24 protein-coding genes are annotated in these 25,854 nt (G+C 47.5%); 2 read left to right on the forward strand and 22 right to left on the reverse strand.

Going from position 1 to position 25,854, the window contains the following annotated elements:
• The 22 genes from GXO76_07785 to GXO76_07890 all read right to left on the reverse strand — a co-directional run.
• Window positions 1–229 (reverse strand): dihydroorotase (locus tag GXO76_07785; protein NOY77753.1); only part of this gene is annotated, 229 nt, incomplete at its 3' end.
• 75 nt (window positions 230–304) lie between these two features.
• Window positions 305–1,237: an aspartate carbamoyltransferase catalytic subunit gene (locus GXO76_07790; protein NOY77754.1), complete on the reverse strand. Its 933-nt coding sequence runs from the start codon at window positions 1,235–1,237 to the stop codon at window positions 305–307.
• A 906-nt stretch (window positions 1,238–2,143) separates the two neighbouring features.
• Window positions 2,144–2,680 carry a bifunctional pyr operon transcriptional regulator/uracil phosphoribosyltransferase PyrR gene (pyrR, locus tag GXO76_07795; protein ID NOY77755.1) on the reverse strand — a complete coding sequence of 179 codons (537 nt, stop codon included), beginning with the start codon at window positions 2,678–2,680 and terminating at the stop codon, window positions 2,144–2,146.
• A gap of 180 nt (window positions 2,681–2,860) precedes the next feature.
• Window positions 2,861–3,637, reverse strand: coding sequence for a hypothetical protein (locus tag GXO76_07800; protein NOY77756.1), 777 nt, complete (start codon window positions 3,635–3,637; stop codon window positions 2,861–2,863).
• Window positions 3,638–3,646: 9 nt separating this feature from the next.
• Entirely contained in the window at window positions 3,647–6,382 is a 2,736-nt protein-coding gene (locus GXO76_07805) for a hypothetical protein (protein NOY77757.1), read from the reverse strand.
• Between the two features lie 120 nt (window positions 6,383–6,502).
• Window positions 6,503–8,170 (reverse strand): hypothetical protein, encoded by a 1,668-nt coding sequence (locus GXO76_07810; protein ID NOY77758.1) that lies wholly within the window; start codon window positions 8,168–8,170, stop codon window positions 6,503–6,505.
• 26 nt (window positions 8,171–8,196) lie between these two features.
• Complete coding sequence (locus GXO76_07815; protein ID NOY77759.1) at window positions 8,197–8,352, reverse strand: hypothetical protein; 156 nt, start codon at window positions 8,350–8,352, stop codon at window positions 8,197–8,199.
• 84 nt (window positions 8,353–8,436) lie between these two features.
• Window positions 8,437–9,831 (reverse strand): DUF4900 domain-containing protein, encoded by a 1,395-nt coding sequence (locus GXO76_07820; GenBank protein NOY77760.1) that lies wholly within the window; start codon window positions 9,829–9,831, stop codon window positions 8,437–8,439.
• Window positions 9,832–9,843: 12 nt separating this feature from the next.
• Window positions 9,844–10,356 carry a type II secretion system protein gene (locus GXO76_07825; GenBank protein ID NOY77761.1) on the reverse strand — a complete coding sequence of 171 codons (513 nt, stop codon included), beginning with the start codon at window positions 10,354–10,356 and terminating at the stop codon, window positions 9,844–9,846.
• A 19-nt stretch (window positions 10,357–10,375) separates the two neighbouring features.
• Window positions 10,376–10,870 carry a type II secretion system protein gene (locus GXO76_07830; protein NOY77762.1) on the reverse strand — a complete coding sequence of 165 codons (495 nt, stop codon included), beginning with the start codon at window positions 10,868–10,870 and terminating at the stop codon, window positions 10,376–10,378.
• 47 nt (window positions 10,871–10,917) lie between these two features.
• A complete protein-coding gene (locus GXO76_07835) occupies window positions 10,918–11,478 on the reverse strand; it encodes a prepilin-type N-terminal cleavage/methylation domain-containing protein (protein ID NOY77763.1) in 561 nt (186 codons plus the stop codon).
• A 102-nt stretch (window positions 11,479–11,580) separates the two neighbouring features.
• The gene (locus GXO76_07840) at window positions 11,581–11,934 is read right to left on the reverse strand and encodes a type II secretion system protein (GenBank protein NOY77764.1); all 354 of its coding nucleotides are present in this window, start codon (window positions 11,932–11,934) and stop codon (window positions 11,581–11,583) included.
• A gap of 300 nt (window positions 11,935–12,234) precedes the next feature.
• Window positions 12,235–13,440 carry a type II secretion system F family protein gene (locus GXO76_07845; protein NOY77765.1) on the reverse strand — a complete coding sequence of 402 codons (1,206 nt, stop codon included), beginning with the start codon at window positions 13,438–13,440 and terminating at the stop codon, window positions 12,235–12,237.
• 8 nt (window positions 13,441–13,448) lie between these two features.
• Window positions 13,449–14,837 carry a sigma-54-dependent Fis family transcriptional regulator gene (locus tag GXO76_07850; protein NOY77766.1) on the reverse strand — a complete coding sequence of 463 codons (1,389 nt, stop codon included), beginning with the start codon at window positions 14,835–14,837 and terminating at the stop codon, window positions 13,449–13,451.
• Between the two features lie 33 nt (window positions 14,838–14,870).
• The gene (gene cpaF / locus GXO76_07855; protein NOY77767.1) at window positions 14,871–16,565 is read right to left on the reverse strand and encodes a Flp pilus assembly complex ATPase component; all 1,695 of its coding nucleotides are present in this window, start codon (window positions 16,563–16,565) and stop codon (window positions 14,871–14,873) included.
• A gap of 140 nt (window positions 16,566–16,705) precedes the next feature.
• On the reverse strand, window positions 16,706–17,119 hold the full coding sequence (locus tag GXO76_07860; protein ID NOY77768.1) for a response regulator: 414 nt from the start codon (window positions 17,117–17,119) through the stop codon (window positions 16,706–16,708).
• A gap of 99 nt (window positions 17,120–17,218) precedes the next feature.
• Entirely contained in the window at window positions 17,219–18,922 is a 1,704-nt protein-coding gene (gspE, locus tag GXO76_07865) for a type II secretion system ATPase GspE (protein NOY77769.1), read from the reverse strand.
• 268 nt (window positions 18,923–19,190) lie between these two features.
• Complete coding sequence (locus GXO76_07870) at window positions 19,191–20,048, reverse strand: HDOD domain-containing protein (GenBank protein NOY77770.1); 858 nt, start codon at window positions 20,046–20,048, stop codon at window positions 19,191–19,193.
• A 114-nt stretch (window positions 20,049–20,162) separates the two neighbouring features.
• Entirely contained in the window at window positions 20,163–20,531 is a 369-nt protein-coding gene (locus tag GXO76_07875) for a response regulator (GenBank protein ID NOY77771.1), read from the reverse strand.
• 2 nt (window positions 20,532–20,533) lie between these two features.
• On the reverse strand, window positions 20,534–22,078 hold the full coding sequence (locus tag GXO76_07880) for a cell wall metabolism sensor histidine kinase WalK (GenBank protein ID NOY77772.1): 1,545 nt from the start codon (window positions 22,076–22,078) through the stop codon (window positions 20,534–20,536).
• A gap of 82 nt (window positions 22,079–22,160) precedes the next feature.
• Window positions 22,161–22,934, reverse strand: coding sequence for a prepilin peptidase (locus tag GXO76_07885; protein NOY77773.1), 774 nt, complete (start codon window positions 22,932–22,934; stop codon window positions 22,161–22,163).
• 10 nt (window positions 22,935–22,944) lie between these two features.
• Window positions 22,945–23,202: a MerR family transcriptional regulator gene (locus GXO76_07890; protein ID NOY77774.1), complete on the reverse strand. Its 258-nt coding sequence runs from the start codon at window positions 23,200–23,202 to the stop codon at window positions 22,945–22,947.
• 524 nt (window positions 23,203–23,726) lie between these two features.
• Between GXO76_07890 and GXO76_07895 the strand changes: the two genes are divergently transcribed.
• Both GXO76_07895 and GXO76_07900 read left to right on the forward strand, forming a co-directional pair.
• On the forward strand, window positions 23,727–24,359 hold the full coding sequence (locus GXO76_07895; GenBank protein NOY77775.1) for a hypothetical protein: 633 nt from the start codon (window positions 23,727–23,729) through the stop codon (window positions 24,357–24,359).
• Between the two features lie 408 nt (window positions 24,360–24,767).
• Window positions 24,768–25,541 carry a hypothetical protein gene (locus tag GXO76_07900; protein NOY77776.1) on the forward strand — a complete coding sequence of 258 codons (774 nt, stop codon included), beginning with the start codon at window positions 24,768–24,770 and terminating at the stop codon, window positions 25,539–25,541.
• The last annotated feature ends 313 nt before the right edge of the window (window positions 25,542–25,854 follow it).

Below are 25,854 nucleotides of genomic sequence, written 5' to 3' on the forward strand. Positions count from 1 at the left end.
TTTCCTTGTACTCCTGCCCGGGTTCGCGCAAATGAACGTGCATATCGATCAGTCCCGGCAGAATCCAGGCACCTTCAACATCCACCGCTGCACCGGAAGCCGGCAGGTTTTGTCCAACCGCCTCGATTTTGCCGTTTTTGATCAGCAGATCACCTGGAACAAATTCACCGGTTGAATCCTCGTAAATCTGACCGTTTTTGAACACAATATCCGGAATAAAATGGATCATCAATTGCCTCATTTTTTATATTTGAATGTTCAAGTCTTAAGTTTTTTCACTTCAGCATTGGTTATTTCCCCAATATTACAATCCTTTGCTATCCACACCGCTCAGAAGATAGAGCACCGCCATGCGGACAGCCACGCCATTGGTTACCTGATGCAAAATAACGGAGTTTCCGCTGTCGGCCACATCACTGTCGATTTCCACCCCGCGGTTCATGGGACCCGGATGCATGATGATAAAATTCTTCCCCATTTTTTTAAGGCGTTCCGTCGTAATACCAAATTGCTCCCGGTACTCCCGAATGGACGGGAACAGTCCTCTTCCCTGCCGTTCCAACTGGATTCGCAACACATTCACTACATCTGCCTGGGAAAGGGCATTATCCAGGTTGTAAAACACCTCCACCCCCAATTTTTCTACCTCTACCGGTAAAAGTGTGGGCGGACCACAGACGGATACCTTGGCTCCCATCGTCAAAAGTCCGTAGATATTGGAGCGTGCCACCCGGCTATGGGCAATATCCCCGACAATGAGCACCCGCAGTCCTTCCAGTCCGCCCACTTCTTGGCGGAGCGTCATCATATCAAGTAGGGCCTGCGTGGGGTGCTCATGGGCTCCGTCACCTGCATTGACAATAGCGGATTTCAGCTTCTGGCTGAGAAAAAGCGGTGCACCGGGTGCCGAATGGCGGATGACAACCATATCGATTTTCATGGCTTCGATGTTCTGCGCCGTGTCTTTCAGCGTTTCTCCCTTAAGAACGCTGGAAGTGGAGGCCGAGAAATTCACAATATCTGCCGACAGTCGTTTTTCGGCCAATTCAAACGAAATTCGGGTGCGTGTGGAGGGTTCGAAGAACAAATTCACAATCGTCATTCCACGAAGTGTGGGAACCTTCGGAATGGGCCGTTCCATCACACTTTTAAAGGATTCCGCCGTGTCCAGCAGCAGCGTAATTTCTTCCTTTGAAACACCCTCTAATCCCAACAAGTGACGGCTTTTTAACCGCATGTTTTCTTTCCTATTTTGGTAAAATACTATTAATTCTCAATAAGCTTTCCCATAAGTCGACCATCTTTTATCTTTTGAGCGAAGGCAGCATCTTTTTTAATAAATCTATTCCAATAGTGTTGCTTTGCATTCCATCTTTATAGCGCAAACTAATTCACGTTTCCTACACCCCACTAAATCCTCACTTGAGAAGAATTTAGCGGGATGTCCCTTTTGCACAAATCTCCTGCTCATCGCAAGGGCACAAGGACGCAAAGAAAAATTCTAAATAACAAATTCCAACAGCCAAATAAATTCCAATTTCCAATTCTCAACAACCAACTTCTCTGCGGCCTTAGCGCCTGCTTTGCGAGCATCGCGGTTAAAAGAATTCACTATTATAACGCAATGATACAGAGAAAATATTTCAAATCTCAAAATCCCCCCAAAAACACCGTAGGTGTTTCACATTTGTAGAAAATGCCACATACCCAATTTCCACACAACCCTGAACAGGGTTGAACAGGTTGCAACTATTTTCCATTTTGTTGAACCCGCCACGGGCGGGTTCTAATTCTTTTTATTCAATCCAATGTTACAAATGTTAAACAGCTTCGCTGTTTTCGTTTGGGCGATTCGTGAATCGCCCCTACAATCATTCGCGCATTCGCGGCTTAAAAGATTCATCGCAAGGGCACAAGGACGCAGAGAAAAAAACCCGGCGCTGAGTGTTCCCCACAGATAGAAAACATCGAGTCAACTGAGAACAATGTGAATTTCCAATATCCAACAAGGAACATCCAAGTTCAAAGTTCTTTTTACTTCATCATTGGATATTGGATATTGATTATTGGATATTCAATACAATAAAACTGAATATCCAACAAGGAATGTCCAAGTTCCAAGTTTCCTTTACTTCATCATTATTCAAGACCTCAGCAGCCAGATGCCATCTTCTCCATCCACTTCCTGCACCCGCACCCGTACTTCTTCGCCAATGGAGGTCGGGATATTTTTTCCCACAAAATCCGCTTTGATAGGAAGCTCCCGATGCCCCCGATCAACTAAAACAGCCAACTGAATCCGCGCCGGCCGGCCGTAGTCCATTAGCGCATTCAGCGCGGAGCGCACGGTACGGCCGGTGTACAATACGTCATCTACGAGCACAATATTTTTGTCATCGATTGAAAAGGGAATGTCCGTCACACGCACTTCCGGCTGCTTATATTTAAAATCATCCCGATAAAGACTGACATCCAGAATCCCAACGGGGACATCCCTTCCTTCAATCTCCCGGATTTTTTCCCCCAGACGTTTTGCCAGGGGAACGCCCCGCGTGCGGATTCCGACCAGGACTAAATTTTCTACTCCCCGATTCTTTTCCAATATTTCGTGTGCCAGGCGTGTCAGGCTGCGATCCAGTCCTTTTTCATCGGCCAATTGCACCTTTACCGTTTTTTCCATGGCTGCCTCGCGATTTTTGGGCATAAAAAAACCTCCAGTTCACCTCGGGAATCTGGAGGATAAAAAAATCCTCGAACGATCCCTTGAAATCTCGCTGGATTTACTTAAAGGGTCATTTCGAGGAATAATATGGAAAATTTTTAACTCAGAAGCAAGTCTTATTTTAAAAATTGACTATTTTTACGGTGAACCGATTTGACTGAGTCCTGCCATAACAGACAATTCCGAAAGGCTGGAATTCTGCATCTCAAAACTAATCCGATAATTGTAGGGCAGTTTAAATTCCAGCCCCAGGGACAGCACCATTTGTACGGGAGACTCTTGAATAGATGATTCTTCCCGCACAAGCACAGCCGATTCCGATGAAAGGATCCAATCCTTTCGATTCGTCTTATAATGGTGGTACCGTCCAAAAACACCCACAAATGCGTTTACATGCGAAAAGGAAATAACGGAAGAAAATCCTGATTGAGGAGTAAAGCCCTCCAAACTGACAAAGCTGCGCCGGATTCTTCCCACAGGTTTGCCGGACAGAGGCGTGTCGAATGAGGTCTGGGGGTTAAAATACAAACCGCTCGCAAATGCATGCAAGGAAAACAACCCGGATTTGGATCGAAAAAAACGCAGTCGAAACCCGGCCCCAGCCACATAATCAAACGGAAATTGGACATTTTCCAAACCGAGCTTATTCTCAGACAACAGAAAATCCCGTTCTCCGCCCAAAAGGAAAATATCCAGGCCGTTGTCCACGCCAAACGTAAGACGCGCCAAACCTCCCTTTGATGTCAGGGAAACCGGCTCCCACTCGGACGCAGAGTATGTGCCCTCCACACCCAGTGCAAAGGTGCCTCTGCCCGAAAACTCGACGGAGTTACCCAAAAATTGTCCAAAAGATGTCTGGGAAAAAAGCACACTCAAAATCCCAAGCCACACCAAAATTACTACAGAGCGTTTCATTGAGCCTCGCTAATTTAGATTCAATTGAATGGGAACCGTGGATTTCATGACATTGCCATTTTGGCTTTCCACCTTAATGGTAACCGGCGTTGCCGTCGGTTTGGCATCCGGATTACCCGGGTCCAGATTGTTTGTTAATTTCAATTGGTAGGAAGTAACCCCGGGATCCGATGTGACCCAGGACGTCCAGGAGAGCGCACCGGCAGACGCCTCTGCCGTAAGGGTTGATCCGCTTACAATGGGGTTCCCGTTTTCATCGTAAATTTCAATATTGATGGTGGCACTTTGCCCGGGCGAAAGGGATGTATCCGAAACACTGAGACTAAAGTGCGCAATGGCCCCGGAAAAGACCACACTCGTTACCGACCACACCCGTGCCTTTTGCCCGCTACTGCTGACACCTTCCGTTACCGCCAGAATTCGGGCGATTCCATCATTTTCGCCCATCGATCCAACGGAATTCATCACCTGACTTCCCTCAAAGTCAGGAATGGGACCCGGAAGAATGCCATCCGGTTTTGTAAATTCTGCTTGGCCCAGATTGGGATCGAAAAAGGTCTGGTAAAAGCGGGTCACTGTCGGGTAAGGCTGGCCGGTATGAAGCGTAACGGTGGCCACCCCCTCTGCATTCGTGTAGCCCGTGTAGGTTGAAATGACCCCGCCGGTCGTGGTAAAATAAACGGCCGTTCCCGCCGGTACGGGATTGTTGTACTTGTCACCCACAACCGCCACAACCTGCACCAGATTGTTCACCACATGCCAGCCGTACACATTGACCGGTTCCACCCCAACCGACAGGTGGCTTGTTTCCGGATCGTTGACATCTTCAATAAACGGAGGGCCGGCGTAAATAATCAGCTCCGTGGAAATCGACCGCACGGGGGGAGAAATGGGATGTCCGGCAGCGTCGGTAATCTCCGCCCGAATACGGGCGGCCCCTGATCGAATCCCGCTCAAAAACGAAACCTCTGCCGCCCCGTTTACCGTGGGGATTGGATCCGTTGAGCTCAGATGTTCACCACCCCCAGGCCCCGATTCAATCGAAAAGCTGACGTAGGTGCCATCCATGGCAGGGTTGTTCTTGCTATCCTTTACGATGGCCCGGATGCTGGTGGTCTGATTGCGCCCCGAATCTTTAATCCCCACGGACGTCGGGTCGAATGTTAAAATGATGCTCGTGGGCGGTCCCGGCCGCAGTTGAACAGTTGTTTCTCCGCCCACAGCCCCCACATTTGCTTTAATAATCGCCACACCCGTTTCGCTGCTGGTAAAACGCGCCTCAGCCACGCCGTTTTGGGTCAGGCCCTTTTGCGTAATATCTCCCAGAGAAGCGGAAAAATAGACCGTTGTTCCGTCCGGCGCAGGATTTCCGGCCTTGTCGTAAACATAGGCGCGCACGGTTGTGGCGGTTACACCATCGGCCGGAATAGAGGAAGAATCGGCACGCACATCCACCGTTGAAACCGATCCCACCACATACCGCACCTGGATGGTGTCTTTGATCGCTCCCGCGCGTACTTCCACCAAAACCGTATCCGGATGCGTGCCGCTGGTTAACAGGCTGTTAACCGTTCCGTTTTTTGTGGATTTTCGTTTTTCAATGCTTCCACTGCCCTTTACAATTTGAAATTCCACGGGGGTGCCGTCCGGCACCGGGTTGTTGTTGATGTCAGAGATCGTGGCTTTAATGGTGCTCTGGCTCTGGTTATCCGCCACAATCACAGAGGGATCCGCTGAAAGCGTCATAAAAGCCGGGGTGGATTCTACAAATGTGACCCGAACCGTGTCCACAAAAAGATTCCCGTAACGCGCGGTTACCGTTGCTTCCCCGGTTTTATTTGAACTGGTTAATTCCACCGTACACACCCCGGAAATATCCGTTTGTTCTGAATTTGGAATGGTTCCCAAATCCGTTCCGAAAAAAACGCGCACATTGGGAATCGCGATTTGCGTACGGCTTTCTTTAATATGAACACGAATCTGGGACGTACTACTCCCGTCTGCAACAATTATTTTTGGGGTTGCTTCCACGGAAAAAAGAACGCCTTTCAAGTGAACGGTAACTTTGGCCGCATTTTCCCCGGAATTTATTTGAACCTGCGCCGTTGAATCTGACGGACTGGCATACCCAAGTAAAACCGCTTTTGCGCGGCCGCTGGAATCGGTTTCCGATTGAACGGACTTAAACTGCCCGGCTGTCGTTGAAAAGGAAACCGCCTGATTTATGGCCGGATGACCCTCCGCATCGTACACATAAACCACAATTTGGGTTGAATCCACCCCATCAGAGAAAATGGTTTCTCTGGAAGCCTTCACGTAAATGCTTTTCGAAAGGGAGTCAACAATTTTAATTTGAACGCTTTGGGATTCATTGTTAGCGAATTTCACCGAAATCGTGGCTGTTCCGCTCTGATTTCCACTGGTAAATTCCGCCTGTGCAACCCCGTTTGAATCGGTTGAATCGACGGCTGTAATCGAACCCAGATCGGTTGAAAAAAGAACGGGAAGTCCCGCAACGCCTTGATTGTTCTTATCTTGAATCGTAACGCGTACCTCTGCCTGCCCCCCGCCAGAAACCACAACCGGCGGATCAATCGCAACATTTGCCAGATGAAGTTCCGTCTCAGACGCGGAAGTCAGCGTACTGGGCGTAGGTAATTTTTTGGAGCAGGTAACCAGCAGACTAAACGCAATGCCCAGACCTGCGATCAGATAAATAAAATGGCCGTTCCTTTTGTGATTCATAACCAGCCCTGTTTTTTATGAAAAATATGGTTCTTCGCGCGCGTGCGTTCTGTGCTCAACGAGCCTTGCCCGCTAATTTCACGAATTTTCACCAGGCCGTCCCGGATCAATCAAAACCCCTTATTTAAGATAGGTCATTTCACGGACAAACAGCCGATGATCCACTTTGACCCTAAGAAAATAGCGCCCGGAAACAACCGGATTCCCTGCTGAATCGCTGCCTTTCCAACGGATGTGTTGGGTTCCTGCCGGCAGCCACTGATTTGGAATCAGTGTGGAAACCTCCCGGCCCAGCGCATTGAATACTGTAACGCTGACTCTCGATCGTCGGGGTAAAAACAGTACAAACGAGGTTTCCCCATTAAAAGGATTCGGATAATTTGATGAAATTCTTAAGCTGTTTTTTTGATTTGTTTTCACCAAAAGAACTTTGCTCCACGTGGCCGATCCGTCAAAATCAATTTGTTTGAGCCGATACTGAACATCCCCGGACAGATAGTCCCGTTCGGGATCGACAAACCGGTAGAGTCTTCCGGAGGACGAGTTCCCCTTTCCGGGCACAAATCCGATCTTCCGGGGAGCTGTCCAATGATCCCGGGTATCCCGGTAAATCTCAAAACCGTAGTTTTTGCTTTCTGAGGCCGTTTCCCAGACAAGGGCCTGTCCATCATAATAAAAGGCCTCGAGCTCCACAGGCATCGTGGTTGACCACTCAACGGCGCCAATGTCCGGTGCGGCACCAACGGCCTTAATACCTCCCGGATTTCCGGGATCCCCCGTATCAATGATGTGTGAATCCTCGAGAGGAGCGAAATTCAGAGCATCCGGATTAATGAGCCCCGGATCGGTAATCCGATTGTGGTAGGCATCCAGGCTGTCGCCCAAAGAATCCTTTACGATCATTTTGCCCACGCTGTCGGGCGGGTTGTAAAAGTTACCCAGGCTGTTATCCCAGAGGCAATTGTAGCGAATCCTGGGACTGCCGTCGTCAATGGCAATTCCCAGTTCATTTTGCAACACAATATTATTCACAATCTTCGGGGACGCTCCCGTGGCCACTGTGACCCCATAAAGATTGTCGACAATGGTATTGTTGCAAATCAGGGGATGGGCTGAGAGGTTACAATCCACGCCGGCCTTCGTATTCCGGGCCACGATGTTGCCCACAAATGTTCCTCCGGATACATTTCCGAATACAACAGCGGCCGTTTCTGCCCCACTTTCACTATTGTGAAAGATTTTATTCGCACGAATTTGGGGCTGTGAGTAAAGAACCCGGAGCGCCGCACTTGAATTCCATAAAAAATGATTCTGCAAAATCTGCGGACTGGAGTTATTCTTGATGTCCATTCCGTTTACATTTTTCCGGAAAAGACAGTGCACGACCAGTCCGTTCGATCCGTCAAAAACAAGTCCGGTTTTCGCGTAAGAAATCCTGAGATAGGCAAACTTTGAACCCGCCTGAGCATGATCCAGGTAGATTCCCCCCCAGGCACCGGCAAGAGGCTCAGAATTTGCCGATTCGAAAAAAATGGAGTCCTCTTCTGTTCCCTCCGCAAATAATTTTCCGTAAACATTTAATCTGAAATCTCCGGCAAATTGCAGGACCACCCCCGGCTCAATCCTCAGTGTATCCGACGCCAGAACAAACACGTCATCCACAATCCGGTAAGGGCTGCCGGAAACCGAAAGGCTTCCTGAGAGATTTCCGGAAAGATCGGCAGCCTGTGAAACACCCATCCATGCAAAACACGCCATGGCAACAGCAACCCATTTCTTAAACGTCATTCATCCTCCAATTCCACTTTTTGGGATTACATTTTCACGGCTAAAATGAACATGACCAGACTGAGCACCCCCAGAAAAATACCCACAAATTTTCGATGAATCACGGCGTCATGATCCGTAAAGATCAGACGATTTCCCCATTCGCTGATGGTAATAATCCAATGAGGAGCAAAAAGAAACAAGATTGAAAAAATAATGAAAAAAACTCCAAAAAACCAAAATACAAATTGCCCCACTTTCTCACCTCATCTTTTTTAATGTGTAAATTACAAAACAATTTCTTTCCATGACGTCACTTCATAGGCTCCCGTCGTTGGATAATAGGGGGGAACCAAACTTTCAAACCGCGTGTCGTAATGATAATCTTTCAGGTAACCCGTCTGACTGCTTGAACCGCCCCCGCCGCCGCCCATTCCACCCCCGCCCATTCCACCACGCCCACCGCCACCACTTCCGCCAAACGTGCCCACCGGCCCCCTGACCTTCTGGCTCAGTGATCCCCAGACCGTTAATGTACCTCGAAAATAGCCAGAATCATAGTCTTCAACGGTAAAAGAATTCCCCAGAGCCAGAATAGCGGCGTCGATTACGACATTGTCCCGATTGGCGGCGGTATTGGCCACAATAATATTCTTCGACGAAATAAGCCCCAGTACATCGTCACAACCGGGATTGGGCTCGCCCTGAGCATTGGCATCGGCGTAGAGAAGGTCATCGGTAATATTAATATCATCGGTGGCCACCACCGTTACCTGACCATTCACGGTTCCTTTTAGCTGAACATCCCCCTGGACAAAAATAGCTCCGTTTAAATCACTGAGATTTGCCGTGGCGTTGTGAATATCGTAGATTTTGTTACCCCCACTCCAATGCCAGACATTGTAGGTAATCGTCCCATCCGCATTAAACTGGATGCTGGAATGTTTGGAGAACCTCGCATCGATAATCAGCGGCGGCGGATCATTATTTACCGCCCAATAATTGTCGTTTACATCCTGAAACGTGGGAAACGTAACTTGCGGGACCCCCAATTGGTAGCCCTTTTTAAATGTTGGGTCATAAGGAGAGCCTTCATAAAAACTGCTGTAGGAGCTGGTCACTTTCCCCAGGAATATGGGGGAACCCTGAATCGAAATTTGGTCGTTGCTGTGAAGCGGCCCCTCAATCACATCGCCTGTGGTAAACCAGATTCGTCCAGAACCCTCACTTCCGGTTAAGTAGATATATTTGCCAAACGTGGTCATCTGCACGCGTATCTGAATCTGTCGTGAAATGGCGCCGTCATTTCCGGTGGAAAGGATATCATATTGTTTGATGTAGGTATTCGCATTATCATCAACCGGATCAATCACCACCGAATACGTCCCGGCATCACCGTCTATGGAAACATTATTGTATAGCGTAAAGGGTGAAATTCCACCGGGCGGAGGATCTTGATAGCGAAGCCACAGGAGCGCCCGTTCAATTCCGGCTTCGGAAAGCCAGAATGCCCGCGCAGATTCCAGGTGGTGGGCCGTCACACGATTGTCGGTCACGACCAGCGAAAGGGTTACGACGCTGATGGTCGTCATAAAAATGGTCACAAAAATCACGGCAATGAGTGAAATACCCCTCTCAGATGAAACTATTTTCGCTATTTTTTGTGGTATCGGTTTACTCATTTTTCGCCATTTTCAATAATTTCTGGGGTGAACCAATAAATGAAACGGAACACTCTGCGCTCCCATCTGGATGGTGTAACTGGCTTCGATATTCCACACGTAGGTCAGGGAATCAGCGGACACCGGCGTTTGCAGATACGTTCCGTCGGCCTTTAAATAATAAAAATGAAAACTGGTCACGTTTTCCGCAATGGTAAATCCGTTTTTAAACAGCCGGTTGTTGGAATAGAGATAGGTATTCACTTGATTAGAATAATTAACAAACTGAAGTTTATCATCCTGAGCAATATACAGTCCGCTCGGATCCCGCACCTGGCGAAATTCGCTGTTCATTAAATGCAGAGCCAATCGTGCCTCGTGAAGAGCCCGCTTGCGCTCATCCACAAAATGATACGCATCCACGCCGAAAACCAAAAATCGAGCCACAACACCGGCAATGATGGAGGTCATCACAATGACAACAATCAATTCGATCATCGTGAAGCCCTTCTCCCCGGGCGTCTTTTTTTTAGAAAAAAACTGCATGTGTTTTTTCCGCTGTTTCTTAATAGTTTGCCAAAATCGTGGCCAGTGTCACATCCGGAATATCCGGATGTGTAATGGTGACGGAAACCGTTTTGTAGTCGGTGTGATCCGTAATGGATACCGTCCGTGTAAAATTGGCATATCCGTCGGGGGCAACCTCCTGCGGGTAATTATCAGAAACAATATAAACATACCCTCTGCCGTCCTTATCCGAACGGATTTCCTCCAGTTTTTCTTCAGCTAACTGCACGGCAATCGTCAGAGATTCGGAATCCGTTGATTTTGTAATGCTGACATTAAAACTGTTTAACAGAGCCGTTAATGCAATAGACACAAAAATAATCACCATGACCAGTTCGATGAGGGTCAAACCGGCCTCATCTGCCAGCGTTTTTTTAACGGGATATTTTCCTGAAGTCCACGGGGTGTTCCTTCCGGAATCCCGAAAAACGCGCCGTGTGCGTTCACCCGGTTGGTTTAATCCATTTAATTGTTTTGATTGTAATTTAGGCATTTTCTTTTTTCAAAAAGAGAGTTCCCTTCAGACAAATTCGCAGACGGCTATTGAATGTATAATTTCCCCGTGTAAGGCGTGATATAAATCTGTTTTTGATGGTTTAACTCCACAATGAGCGTGGCCGAAAAAATCAGGGCAGCATTTGAAAAAGGTTCGCCAATGGTGTCGAATTTCAGAATCCCCCCGGTAAGTTCGGTGTCCGTAATTTCCACATTCCTAAAGGCCCCGGATCCCAGGGAGACCACAAAATTCCCGCTGCCCATAATATTGGGGACAGGCGAATCATCTGCCCAGAGCAGGCTGTAGCGATTGTTGGCAATCTCGAATTTCACCTGCACCCGATTCCCGGTGGTCATGGAAAGGTCTTGAGCGTACTGAACATCCGAAATGATTTTCCGGGCGGCGGCGTTGAGTTGAAAATCACTGGAACTCGTACTCAATGTTACAATTGCAACCGCCGCCAGTATTCCCAGTATCGTTATCACCACGACAACTTCGATAAATGTAAAGCCGTCCGACTGCTTCCCCGTTGTTTTCACAGATACATTCTCCCGATTCGCCAAAAGCGAATTAAAAATCACGTGACGGGTGCTTCCGTCATCCACATTATTTCCGCATATTGGGCACAAGACTTTCAAATGCCAAAAAAGGGAAGCAAAACTTCCCTTTTCTTTTACTGGCTGTCAAAAGATGTCGATTACGTGTCATCATCGTTGATGGGCCGTAATGCTGCAGGTAACGGTTCCCGTTGATTGAGTGTAGGTGTATGTACCTCCTGACGGGCAGGATGGAACCGATCCGTTTGCAAAATAATCTTCAGGGCTTGTCGTAAAATCAGTCCATGCCGGGAATGCGGCACTACCGCTGGCTGCATTTTGTGCGTAGGCCAGAGCGGCTGCACTTTCAATGGCGGCCTGATTGGCTTTACACTGAGCGGCTTTTGCCTGCCCGCTCATATCCACGAATTTCGGAATGGCGACGGCAGCCAGAATACCCAGGATAACAATGACCGTGATTAATTCGATCAGTGTGAAACCCTTTTCATTGCGTAGCTTAAACATGTGATACCTCCGTTTTCTTTTTGTGTGATCTTTTGCCTCTATTTGTTCAACTACTGTGCCAAACCTGAACATTTTCCATTTTATTAGCAGGTAGTTGTTTATTGTTTTTAAAGCGGTTACGTTCCAATTGAAGAGTTCCGGACGTTTTTTTTCGAGAACAGAAATCCGCCATTATCCGGCTGGCTGTTTCAAAATGACAAAATGGGTAAACGATTTTTTCAATATTCATAGTAATTGATTGTTATTTTTAGAGTTAATGTTTCATATTTTCAAAATGAATCACTGTTTCAAATCGGGATTTCAGTGAATCAGGCTCATGATGTTCCACATGGGCAGAAAAATCGACAGAGCCAGAAACAAAATGAATGCGCCCAGTGTAATCGTAAGAAGCGGCTCGATCATGTCTGTCATATTTTTAATCGCATAATCCACTTCCAGATCATAGTGATTGGAAATGGTGGTCAGCATATCTTCGATGGACCCGGTTTGTTCGCCGATAGCGATCATCCGCACAACCATTGTGGGAAATATTTTGCTTCGTTTCATCGGCCGGGCAATGCCTTCGCCCCGCTGAACCCCCAAACTGATTTTTTGAATTTCCTGCCCGATTTTCTCATTTCCAACCGTTTCGCTCAGAATGTCCAGGGTCTGCAAAATGGGAAGTCCGCTTCTGTTGAGGGTTTCAAACATCTTACTGAACCGCGACAGGGCATTCTTCATCATCAAATCGCCGAAAATAGGGATTTTTAATTTTACCGCATCCCACCAAAAACGGCCCTTTTCGGTTTTGATGTATTTTTTGAAACCAAACACGATGATTCCAATGCCTAACACAATAAAGTGGATATCGTGCTGAAGAATCTGACTTAAGGCAATCAGCATGCGGGTAGGCAACGGCAATTGTGCCCCCAATTGGGTAAACATGGAAGCAAATTTGGGAACCACCAGCATAATCAGCACAACAAAGGCAATAATGAGAGCGATGACCACGATAATCGGATAGCGCATGGCCGATTTTATTTTGTCGCGGGTATTTTTTTCGTGTTCCAAAACACCTGCCATCCGGCCCAGCACATCGTCCAATTGACCGCTCAATTCACCGGCCCGGATTGAACTGATGTACAATTTGGGAAAAACGGTCGCATGTTTCGCCAGGGCATCCGAAAAGCTGCTTCCGCTTTCGATGGAAAGGTAAATATCCTGAACGACCTTCCGAAGCCTGTTCTTGCCTCCCTGTTCCATCAAGGCCTCCAGGCAGGAAAGCAGGGGAACGCCGGCTTTTAAGAGCGTGTGCAGTTGGCGCGTAAAAAGAACCACGTCGTCAATTTTTATTTTATCGCCTTTATCAAAAAGCTGCATGCCGCTCTTTTTCACTTCCTTAATTTTGAGCGGCACATATCCCCAGTTGTCCAGTCGATCGGCAACAACCGCGATATTCGGGGCATCCAGAACATCCTGGATCACCTGACCATCCCCGTTAATAGCGCGATATTCAAACTCAGCCATGATTCATCCTAACGAAACTGCAGGTTATATTTTTTGAGTTTCCGATAAAGCGTGGTTCGGCCAATTCCCAGACGGGATGCGGCCACGGAAATATTGGCATTGGACAATTTTAGCGCCAGCCGGCAGATTTCCCGTTCCACCTCTTCCCAGGAGGGAATATCCCGGGCCAGGGCAATCGCCCGATGAAAATCCACCCGCATCGAGTCTCCGAAGGAACGGTTGTCGTAAGCAACCAATGTAATGGGCAGATGTTCGGGCATCAGGGTGTTCCCGGTACAGTTCAAAATGGATCGTTCCATCACATTTTCCAATTCCCGAACATTCCCCGGCCAATGGTAATTTATGAGATATTCCAGAGCCCGGTCAGAAATAGATTTCACTTTTCGCCGAAGTTTTTTATTGAATTTTTCCAGAAAATAGGCCACCAATTCGGGAATGTCATCTTTGCGTTCCCGAAGCGGAGGCAGGGTAATCGGATACACACTGATTCGGTAGAACAGGTCTTCTCTGAAATTTCCGTTCTTTACCTCTTCTTCAAGATTTTTATTGGTGGCCGAAATAACCCGCACATTGACAGAAACCGATTGCGTTCCCCCCACGCGCTCAAACCGTTTTTCCTGCAAAACCCGAAGGATTTTTGATTGCGTAGCCTTGCTCATCTCTCCGATTTCATCCAAAAAAATCGTCCCCTTGTGAGCCTGCTCAAATTTTCCAATTCGTTTGGCAATCGCTCCCGTAAAAGACCCTCTTTCATGCCCAAACAGCTCACTTTCCAGAAGGGATTCCGGAATGGCCGCACAGTTTACCGCAATAAAGGGTTTGTCTCTGCGGGGCCCGTTAAAATGAATCGCCCGGGCCAGCAATTCTTTGCCTGTTCCGCTTTCGCCCTGAATTACCACCGTGACATCCGAATCGATGATTCGATCGAGGGCCTTGTAAATTTCGATCATTGGGGCACTGTGACCAATAATATTCTGATACCCATATTTTGTGCGCAGCTGGTTTTTAAGCCGCGACACCTCTTTCGTGAGCGTTCGAATCGTCAGGGCATTCTTAACGATCACCTTTAATTTATCCCACTCAATGGGTTTCGTCAGATAATCGTAGGCGCCATCCTTCATGGCCTGTACCGCCGTATCGATACGACCGTCTCCGGTCAGAACAATAACCGGCAATTCCCGGTCAATTTTTTTCAACCGTTTCAGGGTTTCCAGTCCATTGATAAGAGGCATAATGATATCCAAAAGAACCAGATCATAGCGATACAAACTGATGCGCTGGAGGCCTTCATAGCCGGTAACAGCCGTATCCACTTCGTATCCCCATCGCTCCAATATCTCACGCACATTTCCAAGGAAATCTTCTTCGTCATCAATTACCAGAATTGTGGGTCGTATTTCCATTCAGTTTTCCTTTTTTAAAAAATAGCCCTATTCAATATGAGTCATCCGAAAAACCTCTTCGAGGGTTGTCAGGCCTTCCACGGCCTTATTAATGCTGTCCTGAAACAGGGTTTGCATGCCGTTTTGTACGGCGTACGTTTCGATTTCATTGGTCGTTACCCGGTGCAAAATCATTTCCCGAATAAAATTATCAAATGGCAGCAATTCGTATACGCCTATCCGCCCCTGGTAACCCGTGTTTTTGCACTTTTGGCATCCATTCCCTTTATAAAACTGGACCTCCTCGGGATTTTGCTCCATAACCAATGACAGATTGGCGTAAAGTCCTTTTTCCGGTTGATAGGGAACCCGGCAGGCGGGACAAATTTTCCGGACGAGCCGCTGTGCCAGCACACAAATAACCGATGACGCGATCAAATAGGGAGGGATTTCCATGTCCAACAACCGGGTAATCGCTCCGGCCGCATTGTTGGTATGAAGCGTGCTTAAAACCAGGTGCCCGGTTAGTGCAGCTTGAATGGCAATTTCGGCGGTATCCCGGTCCCGAATTTCACCGACCATGATCACATCGGGATCCTGGCGCAAAATGGAACGCAGCCCGTTGGCAAATGTCAATCCGATTTTCGGATTGACCGGCGCCTGACGGATGGTGTCGATGTAATATTCCACGGGGTCTTCCAGCGTCATAATATTCTTTTCCGGCGTGTCCAGTTCGTGAAGCGACGCATAAAGTGTGGTTGATTTACCGCTTCCCGTAGGACCCGTAACCAATATAATTCCGTGCGGGTGATGGAGACTTTCCAGGAATTTCTCCTTTACCACCGGATTCATTCCCAGATCATCCAGCCTGAAACTCATTTTTTGTTGATCCAGAACGCGGATGACTATATTTTCACCGTACATGGTGGGGAACGTGGAAATACGGAAATCGATCGGTTTCCCGTCAATTTGTGTGCGCAGGCGCCCGTCCTGAGGCAGCCGGCGTTCGGCAATATTAAGCGAGGACAAGATCTTGACGCGCGACGCGATGGCAAGCTGCATCTCTTTGGGGGGAGAAAAAACCTCCTGAAGTACGCCGTCAATTCGGTACCGTACGGAAAGGGATTTTTGCCGGGGTTCGATGTGAATATCGCTTACGCCGTCTTTCACGGCCTGATTCAAGATCAGATTCACCAATTTTACAACGGGCGTTTCTTCGGCCTGCTGACGCAGCCGGATTTCATTAATGGAGTCCTCTTCCTCAAAGTCCAGATTGGTAAAATCGCTCGCCGCCTTTTTAAGAGAATCTTTCCCCGAATAATAATAGCCAATCGCCTCTTCAATATCCTTTTCATGACAGACAACCGGCTCAATCTGCTTTTTGGTCATTCGGGCAAGAGCGTCAAGGGTCACCACATCCAGGGGGTTGACCATCCCCACGGTCAATTTATCCTCAATTTCAAAAAGAGGAATCACCTTTTTGGCCCGGGCAAAATCTTCCGGAATGAGTTTCAGAATAGAAGGGTCAATTTTATAGTTTTTCAAAGAAATATACGGCACGCCCATTTGTTCGCCAAGGGCTTTAATCACGTCCTTTTCGCTCACAAACCCCAATTCGATGAGACTTCTCCCCAGAAGCTTCCCGGTATCTTTTTGGTACTTGAGTGCCTTTTTCAATTGCTCTTCAGAGATCAGGCCCTGCTCTAACAGAAAATCTCCCAAAAGCATATGCTTTCTTGCCATAAAACTGCTGTCTCCCGATTATTTTATCGAAACCGCGCCAATCCGCTTCAGATGAAGCCCGCCGCCCCAAAGGGGGGCCTTATGCCACACAACGGGTCTTCCAACCCTGACAGAGTTCAGGCGTGGCGGGCAATAAAAGCTTACTCCGGATGAATTATTTTTTTCAGATCGGGTGATAGATGGACCCCGTTGGTTAACTGTTCGATTGCGGCCACCAGCTTCGTGTGATCATAAGGTTTGATGAAATACATATCCGCACCCACAGTCTTGCCGATATCCTTATCTTTGGTCTGTCCCCGCGCCGTTAACATAATGATGGGGATGTCCTCGTATTCCTCATCAAATTTCAGGAGCCGGCACACGGTAAACCCGTCCATTTTTGGAAGCATCACATCCAGAAGAATCAAATCCGGACGGAGCTCGCGCGCCTTTTTAAGACCTTCTTCACCATCGGTAGCCGGTATGACCTCGTAACCATAGGCCTCAAGCCGAATTCGCAAAATCATGAGCGATTCCGGCATATCCTCTACAACCAAGATTCTCTTTTTAGCCATTGTTCACACTTTTCATTAAGATGATTAAAAGATCCAAGCGGGAAATAACCGATTCCCCGCCCAATTTACAAATTCTCATACCTTGGCTCTCCCTTAAAACTACGAAATATTGATTACACGCATGACCTCTTCCACGGTCGTCATCCCCTTCAGGGCCTTTAACAGACCGTCGTGCTTCAGTGTTTTCATTCCCCTGCGAATGGCCTCTTTGCGGATGTCATCGGATGTGGCGCCGGACAGAATAAGCTCTCTTATTTTATCGTCAACTTTTAAAATTTCATAAATACCAATCCGTCCTTTATACCCCGAATGTTTGCACACCGGGCAACCTTTTCCCTTATAAAACTGGATGGCCTTCCGTTCCGGATTGATTCCGATTCGCTTGAGAGCCAGAGGCGTGGGTGAGTAGGCTTCCCGGCATTTGGGACACACGCGCCGAACCAGCCGCTGGGCAATGACACCGATAATGGCGGACGACAGCAAAAACGGCTCCACTCCCATTTCCGACAATCGCGTGAGCGCGCCCGGTGCGTCATTCGTATGAAGAGTTGAAAGCACAAGATGCCCCGTCAGGGCCGATTCAATGGCGATCTGTGCCGTTTCCGGGTCCCGTATTTCACCCACCATAATGATATCGGGGTCCTGGCGCAGAATAGAACGCAAGCCTGAGGCAAATGTCATTCCCACTTTCGGATTGATTTGAGATTGACGAATCATTTTCAGGCGGTATTCGATGGGATCTTCCAGGGTAATGATATTTTTATCTACAGAATTAATGGTGTTCAAGAAGGCGTACAGGCTGGTTGTTTTCCCGCTGCCGGTAGGCCCGGTTACCAGGATAATCCCGTAAGAATTGGACAGCATTTCCCGGACAATTCCCAGATTGTCATCGGAAAAACCCAAATCGTCCAATTTTAACAGGACATTGTTCTTGTCCAGAATTCTCATCACCACATTTTCGCCGTAAGCCGTGGGGAGTGTGGAGACGCGAACATCCACGTCATTTCCCTGAATGTGAACCCGAAAACGGCCGTCCTGCGGGATTCGCGTTTCGGCAATATCCATTTCAGAGAGAATTTTTATCCGGGAAATAATGGCTGCCTGCAAGCTTTTGGGCGGAGCAAACACCTCCTGTAAAATTCCGTCAACCCGGTAACGGACGCGAATGCTTTCCTCTTCCGGTTCAATGTGAATATCAGACGCCCGATCCTTAATGGCCTGGGCCAAAATCATATTGACCAGTTTTACCACGGGGGCATCTTCGGCCAGCTGCCGTAAATTTTCTTCCGGTTCTTCAGGAAGATCGCTGCCCGCTTCCGCTTCAATGCTCTGGATAACCTCGTCCAGCGTATCGGACATTTCAAGAACCACGCCGTAATGATGCTCCAGGGCTGCCATAATGTCCGACTCGGATGCAATGGCCGGTTCTATTTCAAGATGAGAAATCCGGCGGATTTCATCGATGGCCTCAATGTCCTGAGGGTCGACCATCGCCAATGTCAGGGCGTTCTTTATTCGGAAAAGGGGAATAACATGGTATTTTTGAGCCAGTACACCGGGGACTAATTTGAGGGCTTCCGCGTCTATCTCATAATCCGACAATTCAACGTAGGGGACATCTAACTGATTGGCAAGCGCCTCAAGATAATTCTGAGTGGAAATAAACCCCAGATGAACCAAAATACTTCCAATCCTCTGGCCATTTCTTTTCTGCACAACCAGCGCTTGCTCAAGCTGCTCTTGAGTAATGACTCCTGAATCGACAAGTATTTCACCCAGTCTTCTTTCATTTTTTGGAAGCATTTTAGGTTCTTAAAGTTGAAATCCATACAATGCTGTGGTTGGTCTTTCTTTGCCACAGAGAGATCACCCATTCAGGGACAGATTTCCACAGATACTTCCTGGACGGCCGTGCCAATCTGTGGAGACAACCTGCATGAATCTGTGATTTTCCTTTTTCATCTGCAACGACTATCGTTTCGCCTTATCCGTTGTCCCCCGGACCAAAAGAAAGGTATTTTCCAGGACGTTCGGAAAATTCGGTTCGGGCCATCCTGTTTGACCGTCGCCATCACGCCAGGATATTGAAAATCTCCTGATTTTCCTCAATTTCTTCTTTCGTCCGTATATAAAATCCGTTCAGGTCATCTTCTGAAACATCCAATTCTTCATAAACGAACGGATCAATTTCAGACACCCCAAAATCGCCGTTAAAACCAACCTGCATTTCACGCGAAAAAATATTGGCCACATGAACCAGACAAACCAATTTGGGGTTGCTTCTTAAAACACCCGGCGTATGATGGAGCGCCACCGCTTCCACCAAACCATAGGGCAAATTCCAGTGATCCACAATATATTCTCCGATTTCCGAATGAGACACGCCGTTTATCTGACGCTCCGCATCAAACAGGGGCAATTGTTCGGAACGGGCTTTTTCCAGAGCAGCCCCGAATTCATTCGGAAAATATTTATTCAAAACAACCTTGCCAATATCGTGAAGAATTCCTGCGGCAAAGGCTTCTTCATCCATGCCGGTATCCAGGTATCTCCCAAGGGATTTTGTAAGGAGTCCGGTAGCAATGGAGTGTTTCCAAAAGTTCTTCAAATCAAAATCCGTTGTCTGCTCTGTTTCAAACATCTTAAAGACCGAAACCGACAGCACTGTATTTCGAATGGTGTTAAACCCGAGCAAAATGACAGCCTGATGAATGGAGCTAATCCGCCTGCTGAAACCAAAAAATGAGGAGTTTACCAGGCGCAATATCTTGGACGTTATGGCCTGATCGGATTCAATTACCCGGGCCACCTGGGCAGCCGTGGTGCGGGAATCATTCACCAGGGCGGATACCTTTGCATAAACGGTGGGCAATGTGGGTAAATCCGTCACCGCTTCTAATTTTCTTACAATGCTCTTCATGTCAACCATTTGTTTCTCCTCCTTGCTCGGAACGCCTTCATACAGCCTAAGAGTAGGTCATTTGTTCAACTATTCAGATTTAAACTCTCCGGAATCTTTCGGCATTTAAACCCCTCCCCTCTTTTATCCGGTATATTTTCGAATCAATTGCATAAGCTGGGGCGGATTGTACGGTTTAAAAACGTATTCATTTGCTCCCGACTGAATCCCCAGTTCCGCATCCGCCTTCTTGGCCCGGGAGGTCAGCATGATAATTGGGATATGCTTATATTTCTGATCGTATTTCAGGAAGCGTGCAACCTTGTAGCCGTTTATTTTGGGCAAGAGCACGTCCAATAAAATAAGATCCGGTTTCTCGCTTCTGGCCACCTTAAGGGCTTCCTGTCCGTCATAAGCCGTTAGGACGTCATACCCGGACGCTTCCAGTCGAATCTTCAGCACCTCAACCACCTGAGGATAGTCATCGACTACCAATATTCGTTTTTTTGCCATTCTCATGCCTCGATCGGAAGGCGAAATCGGAACGTGCTGCCTTTGCCGACATCGCTTTCAACCCAGATGGTTCCCTTGTAATTTTCAACAATTTCCTGGGCAATGCTGAGCCCCAGACCATATCCTTTGATGCGTGTATTAAAGGCATTATCCACCCGGTGGAATTTCGTAAAAATAGCTTCCTGTTCCGACTTTGGAATGCCAATCCCGTTATCCTTTACCCAACAGACAAGCTCGCGGCCTTCCCGCTTCATTCCCACCCAGATGGTTCCGCCTTCCGGCGTAAATTTAATAGAATTATCCAGGAGATTGTTAAAGACCTGGGAAATTTGATCCCGATCGGCCAACAAGACAATTTCTTCCGAAGGAATATCTCCCCTGATTCGAATGCGCTTTTTATCGGCAATCCATTGATAAGTGGCGATTGTTTTTTGCATCAGAACATTCATGTTGACGTGCCGGCGGCGTTCCAGTTGATTATCCTGGATTTCCATCCGCGTAATTTCCAGCAGGTGAGAAACCATCCGGTCCATTCGCTCAATATTCTCACGCATCATATCCAGGCAGCGCTTTTGTTTTTCAGAAATGGGGCCGGCCGTCTCGTCCATCAGCAAATACACCCCCTCCGTTAATGCCGTTAGGGGGGAGTGGAGATTGTGACTTACATCGGCTACAAATTCCTTCCGCAGACGGTCCATCTCCCAGCTGTCGGTGATGTCGCGCAGAATAACAATCCAGCCAAGATGGACCCCATTCCGATCAATGACCTTCTGGATGTTGATCCCCAAAATTTTCCCGATCGCCTCCACTTTTCTGATTTTATTCTGAACATCCAATTGCTTTCGAATGGATTCCTGAATCATGGAGACGATATTCAGGTGATGGGCTTCATTCAAATTCTCCAGGCGAATCTGGCGGCGCTGCGGCAATCCCAGAAAGGTACGCGCGGAGGGATTGGCATATAAAACATCGCCATTCTCATTGATCAGCACAATTCCGTCAATCATCCCCTGAATAATGGATTCCAGCCGATTCCGTTCCAGCACCATGAGTTCCCACAACATACGCAGCGCACTGCTGATTTCAAAAGCGGAATGCCGCAACAGCTCCCGCTGCGATTTGGGCACATGCCCGTTCCCAATGGACAACAGCCCCAGAAAACCGATCGTGGCCCCGCCACTTTGCAACGAAACAGCCACATCAAATTCGGCGGGAATCCGTGTTCCGTTGGCAGGAATTTTATCCAGTGGTACGCCGTTCACCGAGATCATCTTTGGAAAATGTCCCGAAAATTTCTCCCGAAATGCGCCCTGAAATCGCTCAATAAGGGCAACCACTTCATTTCGTGCAGGAATTTTACCCGAGCGAATGCTGATAATGGGGTAATCCTTCACCCAGCTTACCACACAATACGATTGGCCCAAAACGTTAAAAATCGAATCAATCAAAAGGTTAATCCAGTCCTGATGAGATTGTTCTCCCTGCGTGTAATCACCCGGCAGTTCCAGATCCACTACCTTCTGTTTCTCATCCGCTTGTTTTTGCATAAGTTCCCTGAATTTTTTCTATTTTCATTTTCCGGTTTTTTGAGCGAAAAAGGACACTTTCGTTTGATCGGACCCAAACAGGCTATACCATCAGTCTCAGATACCAGCGGATCATCTGTTCCCCCCAAAACAGGTACATGACGGATGCTACCGCAATAAAGGGCCCGAAGGGAATTTGAGACTGCCGGTTGGCCTTTTTCAGCGCCATCGCGCCCAGACTGAAAAATGCCGCCACAAAAAAGGCCATCAGAAGCGTAAAGGCCACACCCTTTACCCCCAAAAAAACACCCACCATTGCCGCCAGTTTGATGTCTCCCATTCCCATACTCTCTTTCCGAAATAACAAGGTGCCCAAAAGTGCAATCAGAAGCAGGCCCCCTCCCCCAATGGCAAACCCCATCAAAACCTGCGTGTACGAAAGCACATGAAATGAAAGGGTCAGAAGGGTTCCCACGACAATCCCCGGAAGGGTGATTTTGTTCAAAATCAGGCGGTAATCGATGTCAATAAAACTGATGACAATCAGGAGCAGCCCCAGGACCAGAAAAACAAAGGTTTCGCTGCTCAATCCAAATCTCCAGAACAGTCCCGCGAAAAGAGCGCCGGTCAGCAATTCCACAAGCGGATAGCGAACCGAAATTGGGTTCTTGCACGACCGACATTTTCCTCCCAGCATCAGATAGCTCACAACCGGAATATTATCGATGGGTTTGACGGGCGCCCCGCAGCGGGGACAGTGGGAGGGCGGCCAGATCAGTGACTCTCCTTTGGGGATTCTGTAAATGCAGACATTCAAAAAACTGCCAAAAATAAGCCCAAAAATAAAGAAAAGAACCATTCCTGCCATCGTATTCATTTTTTAAATCCTAATTCGACTGATTATTTTTATTGGCCTTTTGAATGGCGCGCGCCAGCGTATACCCCTCATCCAGATAATTCTTCACCTTTTTTAATATCTCCACATCCCGGTTTGAATAGCGCTTGAATTCCCGGGATCCCATCAGCACGGATTTTGGTTTTACAATTCCCTTCAGCTCCCAGTAGTACAACTGCCGCAGACTGATGTCCAATTTACGAGTGACCTCCTTACTGGTCATGAAACGCATGTCCGCCATTCCAAACACTCCTTTCTCCTAAATCTCATCTCTCAGAAAAACACACCAATAGATTTATCGGCAGATCAAAGCAAAGGGTTTAACAAAGATGTTGAATGGGTGGAAAAAAAGTGGTAAAATCACCACAATGACCGTAAATCGTTGAACGAATGCCCTCCCGCAGCAGATGTACGGCCGAGTGAGGGGTACAAAATCAACCGGTGACCGCCACGTGTGGGAAAAACCTGCGGATGGGTCTTCTCCCCCAGTCTTTGTAAAACCGCTTTTTTGAAATGACCGATTTTTCTCCTTGACAAACTAAGACCTTTTCTGTATGTTGGTAAGTGTTGATGAAGTGAACTTCGGATGGCATTTTCTTCACGTTTAGCGATTTTCTCAACAGGAATGCAGGCGATTCTGTTGGTGATTTGTTGACCCCGTCCCCGGCACGGGTCCGGGGCTTTGCCTGCCGTAACGCAGCAAATAAAACATAACGTTCACATGCGATCACAGACCAGAGGGGTTGGAATCCCAAACCAAAAAAGGAGAAACCCATGCCCGAATCGACCCAACAAATCCTGAGCGTCCTCCGGGACGGCAGTCACTTTCAGTGGTATGTCATCCCGCTGCTTGCCTTTGTCTTTTACGTCTATGCGGTGGAAGTCGAAAAACGCAACTGGAATCTGGTATTAGCGGGACTGGCTTTTTGGGGAATGGACTGGTTCAACGAAATCTGGAATGCATTGGTTCTGCATTTCACCCACTATGCACCCGTCTGGGGAACGCCGGGGCGAAGTGCCTTTGTAATTCTGGCGGGATTGAACATCGAAATTATGTTCATGTTCGCCGTGGCGGGCATCATCTGGGCGAAGCTTCTGCTGCCCGACAAAAAAGCCAAAATACTGGGCGTTCCCAATCGCTGGTTCGTCGCCATCGCGGGTTCTGCCTTTAGTGTCGTGGTCGAATACTTTCTAAACGCCGCCCACGCCCTGACCTGGGAATATTCCTGGTGGAACCGCGGCGCTCCGTGGCTGATCTTCCTGTTCGGTTATCTCACCTTCTTTATCGTGGCCTTCTGGGTCTACGACATGAAAAGTGTTAAAAACAAACTGTGGACGGTCAGCGGACTGTGGGGGTTTGACATCCTGTGCCTGATTCTTTTTGTGGGTGTTTTGAAATGGATTTAACTTAAAAAATTCATTGGCCACAAAGTCACAAAAGCCCAAAGGTATCATAAACAAAAAGAAAAATACGTATTCATTAAAATACAAAAAATGCGCAAAACGAATAAAGTCTCAAATAGCTAATCCTTTTGATTATGATAATTTTGTGACTTAGAGTCTTCGCGACGGAATTTTATGAATAATGCAGGTTCAGAGGCCCAGTGCAGGAAGCAGGGGTATCTTTTTCCAAAATCGTGACAATTCAGTTTGCGGCTTCTGGCAGGGCCAAGAATAAAGGCGGCGAAAGAGCTGGTTTTTAAAAGCCATTATCCATCGAATCAGGGCCTGCGACACGCTCCGTAATCCGCTGTCCGATTGGCGTAAAATGAGAGTATTAAAGGTATCGTCTGGTCAATAAATTGAAAAGAATGAATTATGAAACCCATGCGAATACTAATCCCTGTTCCATCCTACGGTTTTGACCCCACGGAAGCAGCCATTCCCTGGAAAATATTATCTGAGCACCAATACGACGTTCGTTTTGCCACACCCCTGGGAAACAAGGCAAAATCCGATGAAATTATTCTGACCGGCAAAGGGCTGGGGATTTGGAAATCCATTTTGCGCGCAAGACACGATGCCGTAGAGGCCTATTACGAGATGGAAAACAGCGACTCGTTTAGCCATCCGTTAACCTATGCGGAGGTTCATGAAAAGGATTTTGATGCTCTGTTTTTGCCGGGAGGACATGACAAAGGGGTTAGGGAATATTTGGAATCCCCGAACTTACAACAACTCATCGTTGATTTTTTTAGGGCTCAAAAGCCCGTCGGTGCCATTTGTCATGGTCCGCTGTTGGTCGCACGAAGCATCGATCCGGAAACAGGACACTCCGTTCTTTACCATTATAAAACAACGTCGTTACTCAAATCTCAGGAATTGTTGGCCTATTATTTAACCCGATTTTGGCTGAAGGATTATTACCTGACGTATCCCGGAAAAACCGTTGAAGATGAGGTTCAATCCTATTTAGTTGACAGTCGTAATTTTCTAAAAGGCCCTTTTCCTCTGTTCAGAGACAGCAAGGACCATCTAAATTGGGGGTTTGTTGTTAAAGACAGACATTATCTATCCGCACGGTGGCCGGGCGACGTCTATCATTTAACCTATTCGTTCATGTCATTGATTCAAGAAGGTGTAGACTGAATGTTTCACTTTCGCCGCGAAGTGAAATTGCTAACTTTTTAGTGGACGCATGGCTAAGCCTAATAGGATTTGCCAATTCATATATGGGAGCGCCGTCAGGTGCGAAAGGTTTGTAGTGAATATGATGCCTCATTAACTTAAGTGCCGTAGGTACGAAAGGTTCACACCATGCTGAAGCATGGTGATTGTACAAGTCTTCATCCAATTGAACCATCACCACGATTCATCGTGGTGTGAAAAAGTTGTGCCATTAAAACGACGAAACCGCTTTAGAACTTTTCAAAATAGCGGATTTAAACCGGCGAACCAGGGG

The organism is Calditrichota bacterium, from assembly GCA_013151735.1.
Taxonomy (GTDB): domain Bacteria; phylum Zhuqueibacterota; class JdFR-76; order JdFR-76; family BMS3Abin05; genus BMS3Abin05.

Excerpts from the sequence above, each read along its gene's own strand:
- GXO76_07860 (NOY77768.1), bottom strand. The coding sequence starts at position 17,119 with ATGGCTAAAAAGAGAATCTTGGTTGTAGAGGATATGCCGGAATCGCTC.
- pyrR (NOY77755.1), bottom strand. The coding sequence starts at position 2,680 with ATGGAAAAAACGGTAAAGGTGCAATTGGCCGATGAAAAAGGACTGGAT.
- GXO76_07800 (NOY77756.1), bottom strand. The coding sequence starts at position 3,637 with ATGAAACGCTCTGTAGTAATTTTGGTGTGGCTTGGGATTTTGAGTGTG.
- gspE (NOY77769.1), bottom strand. The coding sequence starts at position 18,922 with ATGCTTCCAAAAAATGAAAGAAGACTGGGTGAAATACTTGTCGATTCA.
- GXO76_07805 (NOY77757.1), bottom strand. The coding sequence starts at position 6,382 with ATGAATCACAAAAGGAACGGCCATTTTATTTATCTGATCGCAGGTCTG.
- GXO76_07870 (NOY77770.1), bottom strand. The coding sequence starts at position 20,048 with ATGGTTGACATGAAGAGCATTGTAAGAAAATTAGAAGCGGTGACGGAT.
- GXO76_07880 (NOY77772.1), bottom strand. The coding sequence starts at position 22,078 with ATGCAAAAACAAGCGGATGAGAAACAGAAGGTAGTGGATCTGGAACTG.
- GXO76_07790 (NOY77754.1), bottom strand. The coding sequence starts at position 1,237 with ATGCGGTTAAAAAGCCGTCACTTGTTGGGATTAGAGGGTGTTTCAAAG.
- GXO76_07885 (NOY77773.1), bottom strand. The coding sequence starts at position 22,934 with ATGAATACGATGGCAGGAATGGTTCTTTTCTTTATTTTTGGGCTTATT.
- GXO76_07895 (NOY77775.1), top strand. The coding sequence starts at position 23,727 with ATGCCCGAATCGACCCAACAAATCCTGAGCGTCCTCCGGGACGGCAGT.
- GXO76_07830 (NOY77762.1), bottom strand. The coding sequence starts at position 10,870 with ATGCCTAAATTACAATCAAAACAATTAAATGGATTAAACCAACCGGGT.
- cpaF (NOY77767.1), bottom strand. The coding sequence starts at position 16,565 with ATGGCAAGAAAGCATATGCTTTTGGGAGATTTTCTGTTAGAGCAGGGC.
- GXO76_07810 (NOY77758.1), bottom strand. The coding sequence starts at position 8,170 with ATGACGTTTAAGAAATGGGTTGCTGTTGCCATGGCGTGTTTTGCATGG.
- GXO76_07875 (NOY77771.1), bottom strand. The coding sequence starts at position 20,531 with ATGGCAAAAAAACGAATATTGGTAGTCGATGACTATCCTCAGGTGGTT.
- GXO76_07825 (NOY77761.1), bottom strand. The coding sequence starts at position 10,356 with ATGCAGTTTTTTTCTAAAAAAAAGACGCCCGGGGAGAAGGGCTTCACG.
- GXO76_07840 (NOY77764.1), bottom strand. The coding sequence starts at position 11,934 with ATGTTTAAGCTACGCAATGAAAAGGGTTTCACACTGATCGAATTAATC.
- GXO76_07820 (NOY77760.1), bottom strand. The coding sequence starts at position 9,831 with ATGAGTAAACCGATACCACAAAAAATAGCGAAAATAGTTTCATCTGAG.
- GXO76_07845 (NOY77765.1), bottom strand. The coding sequence starts at position 13,440 with ATGGCTGAGTTTGAATATCGCGCTATTAACGGGGATGGTCAGGTGATC.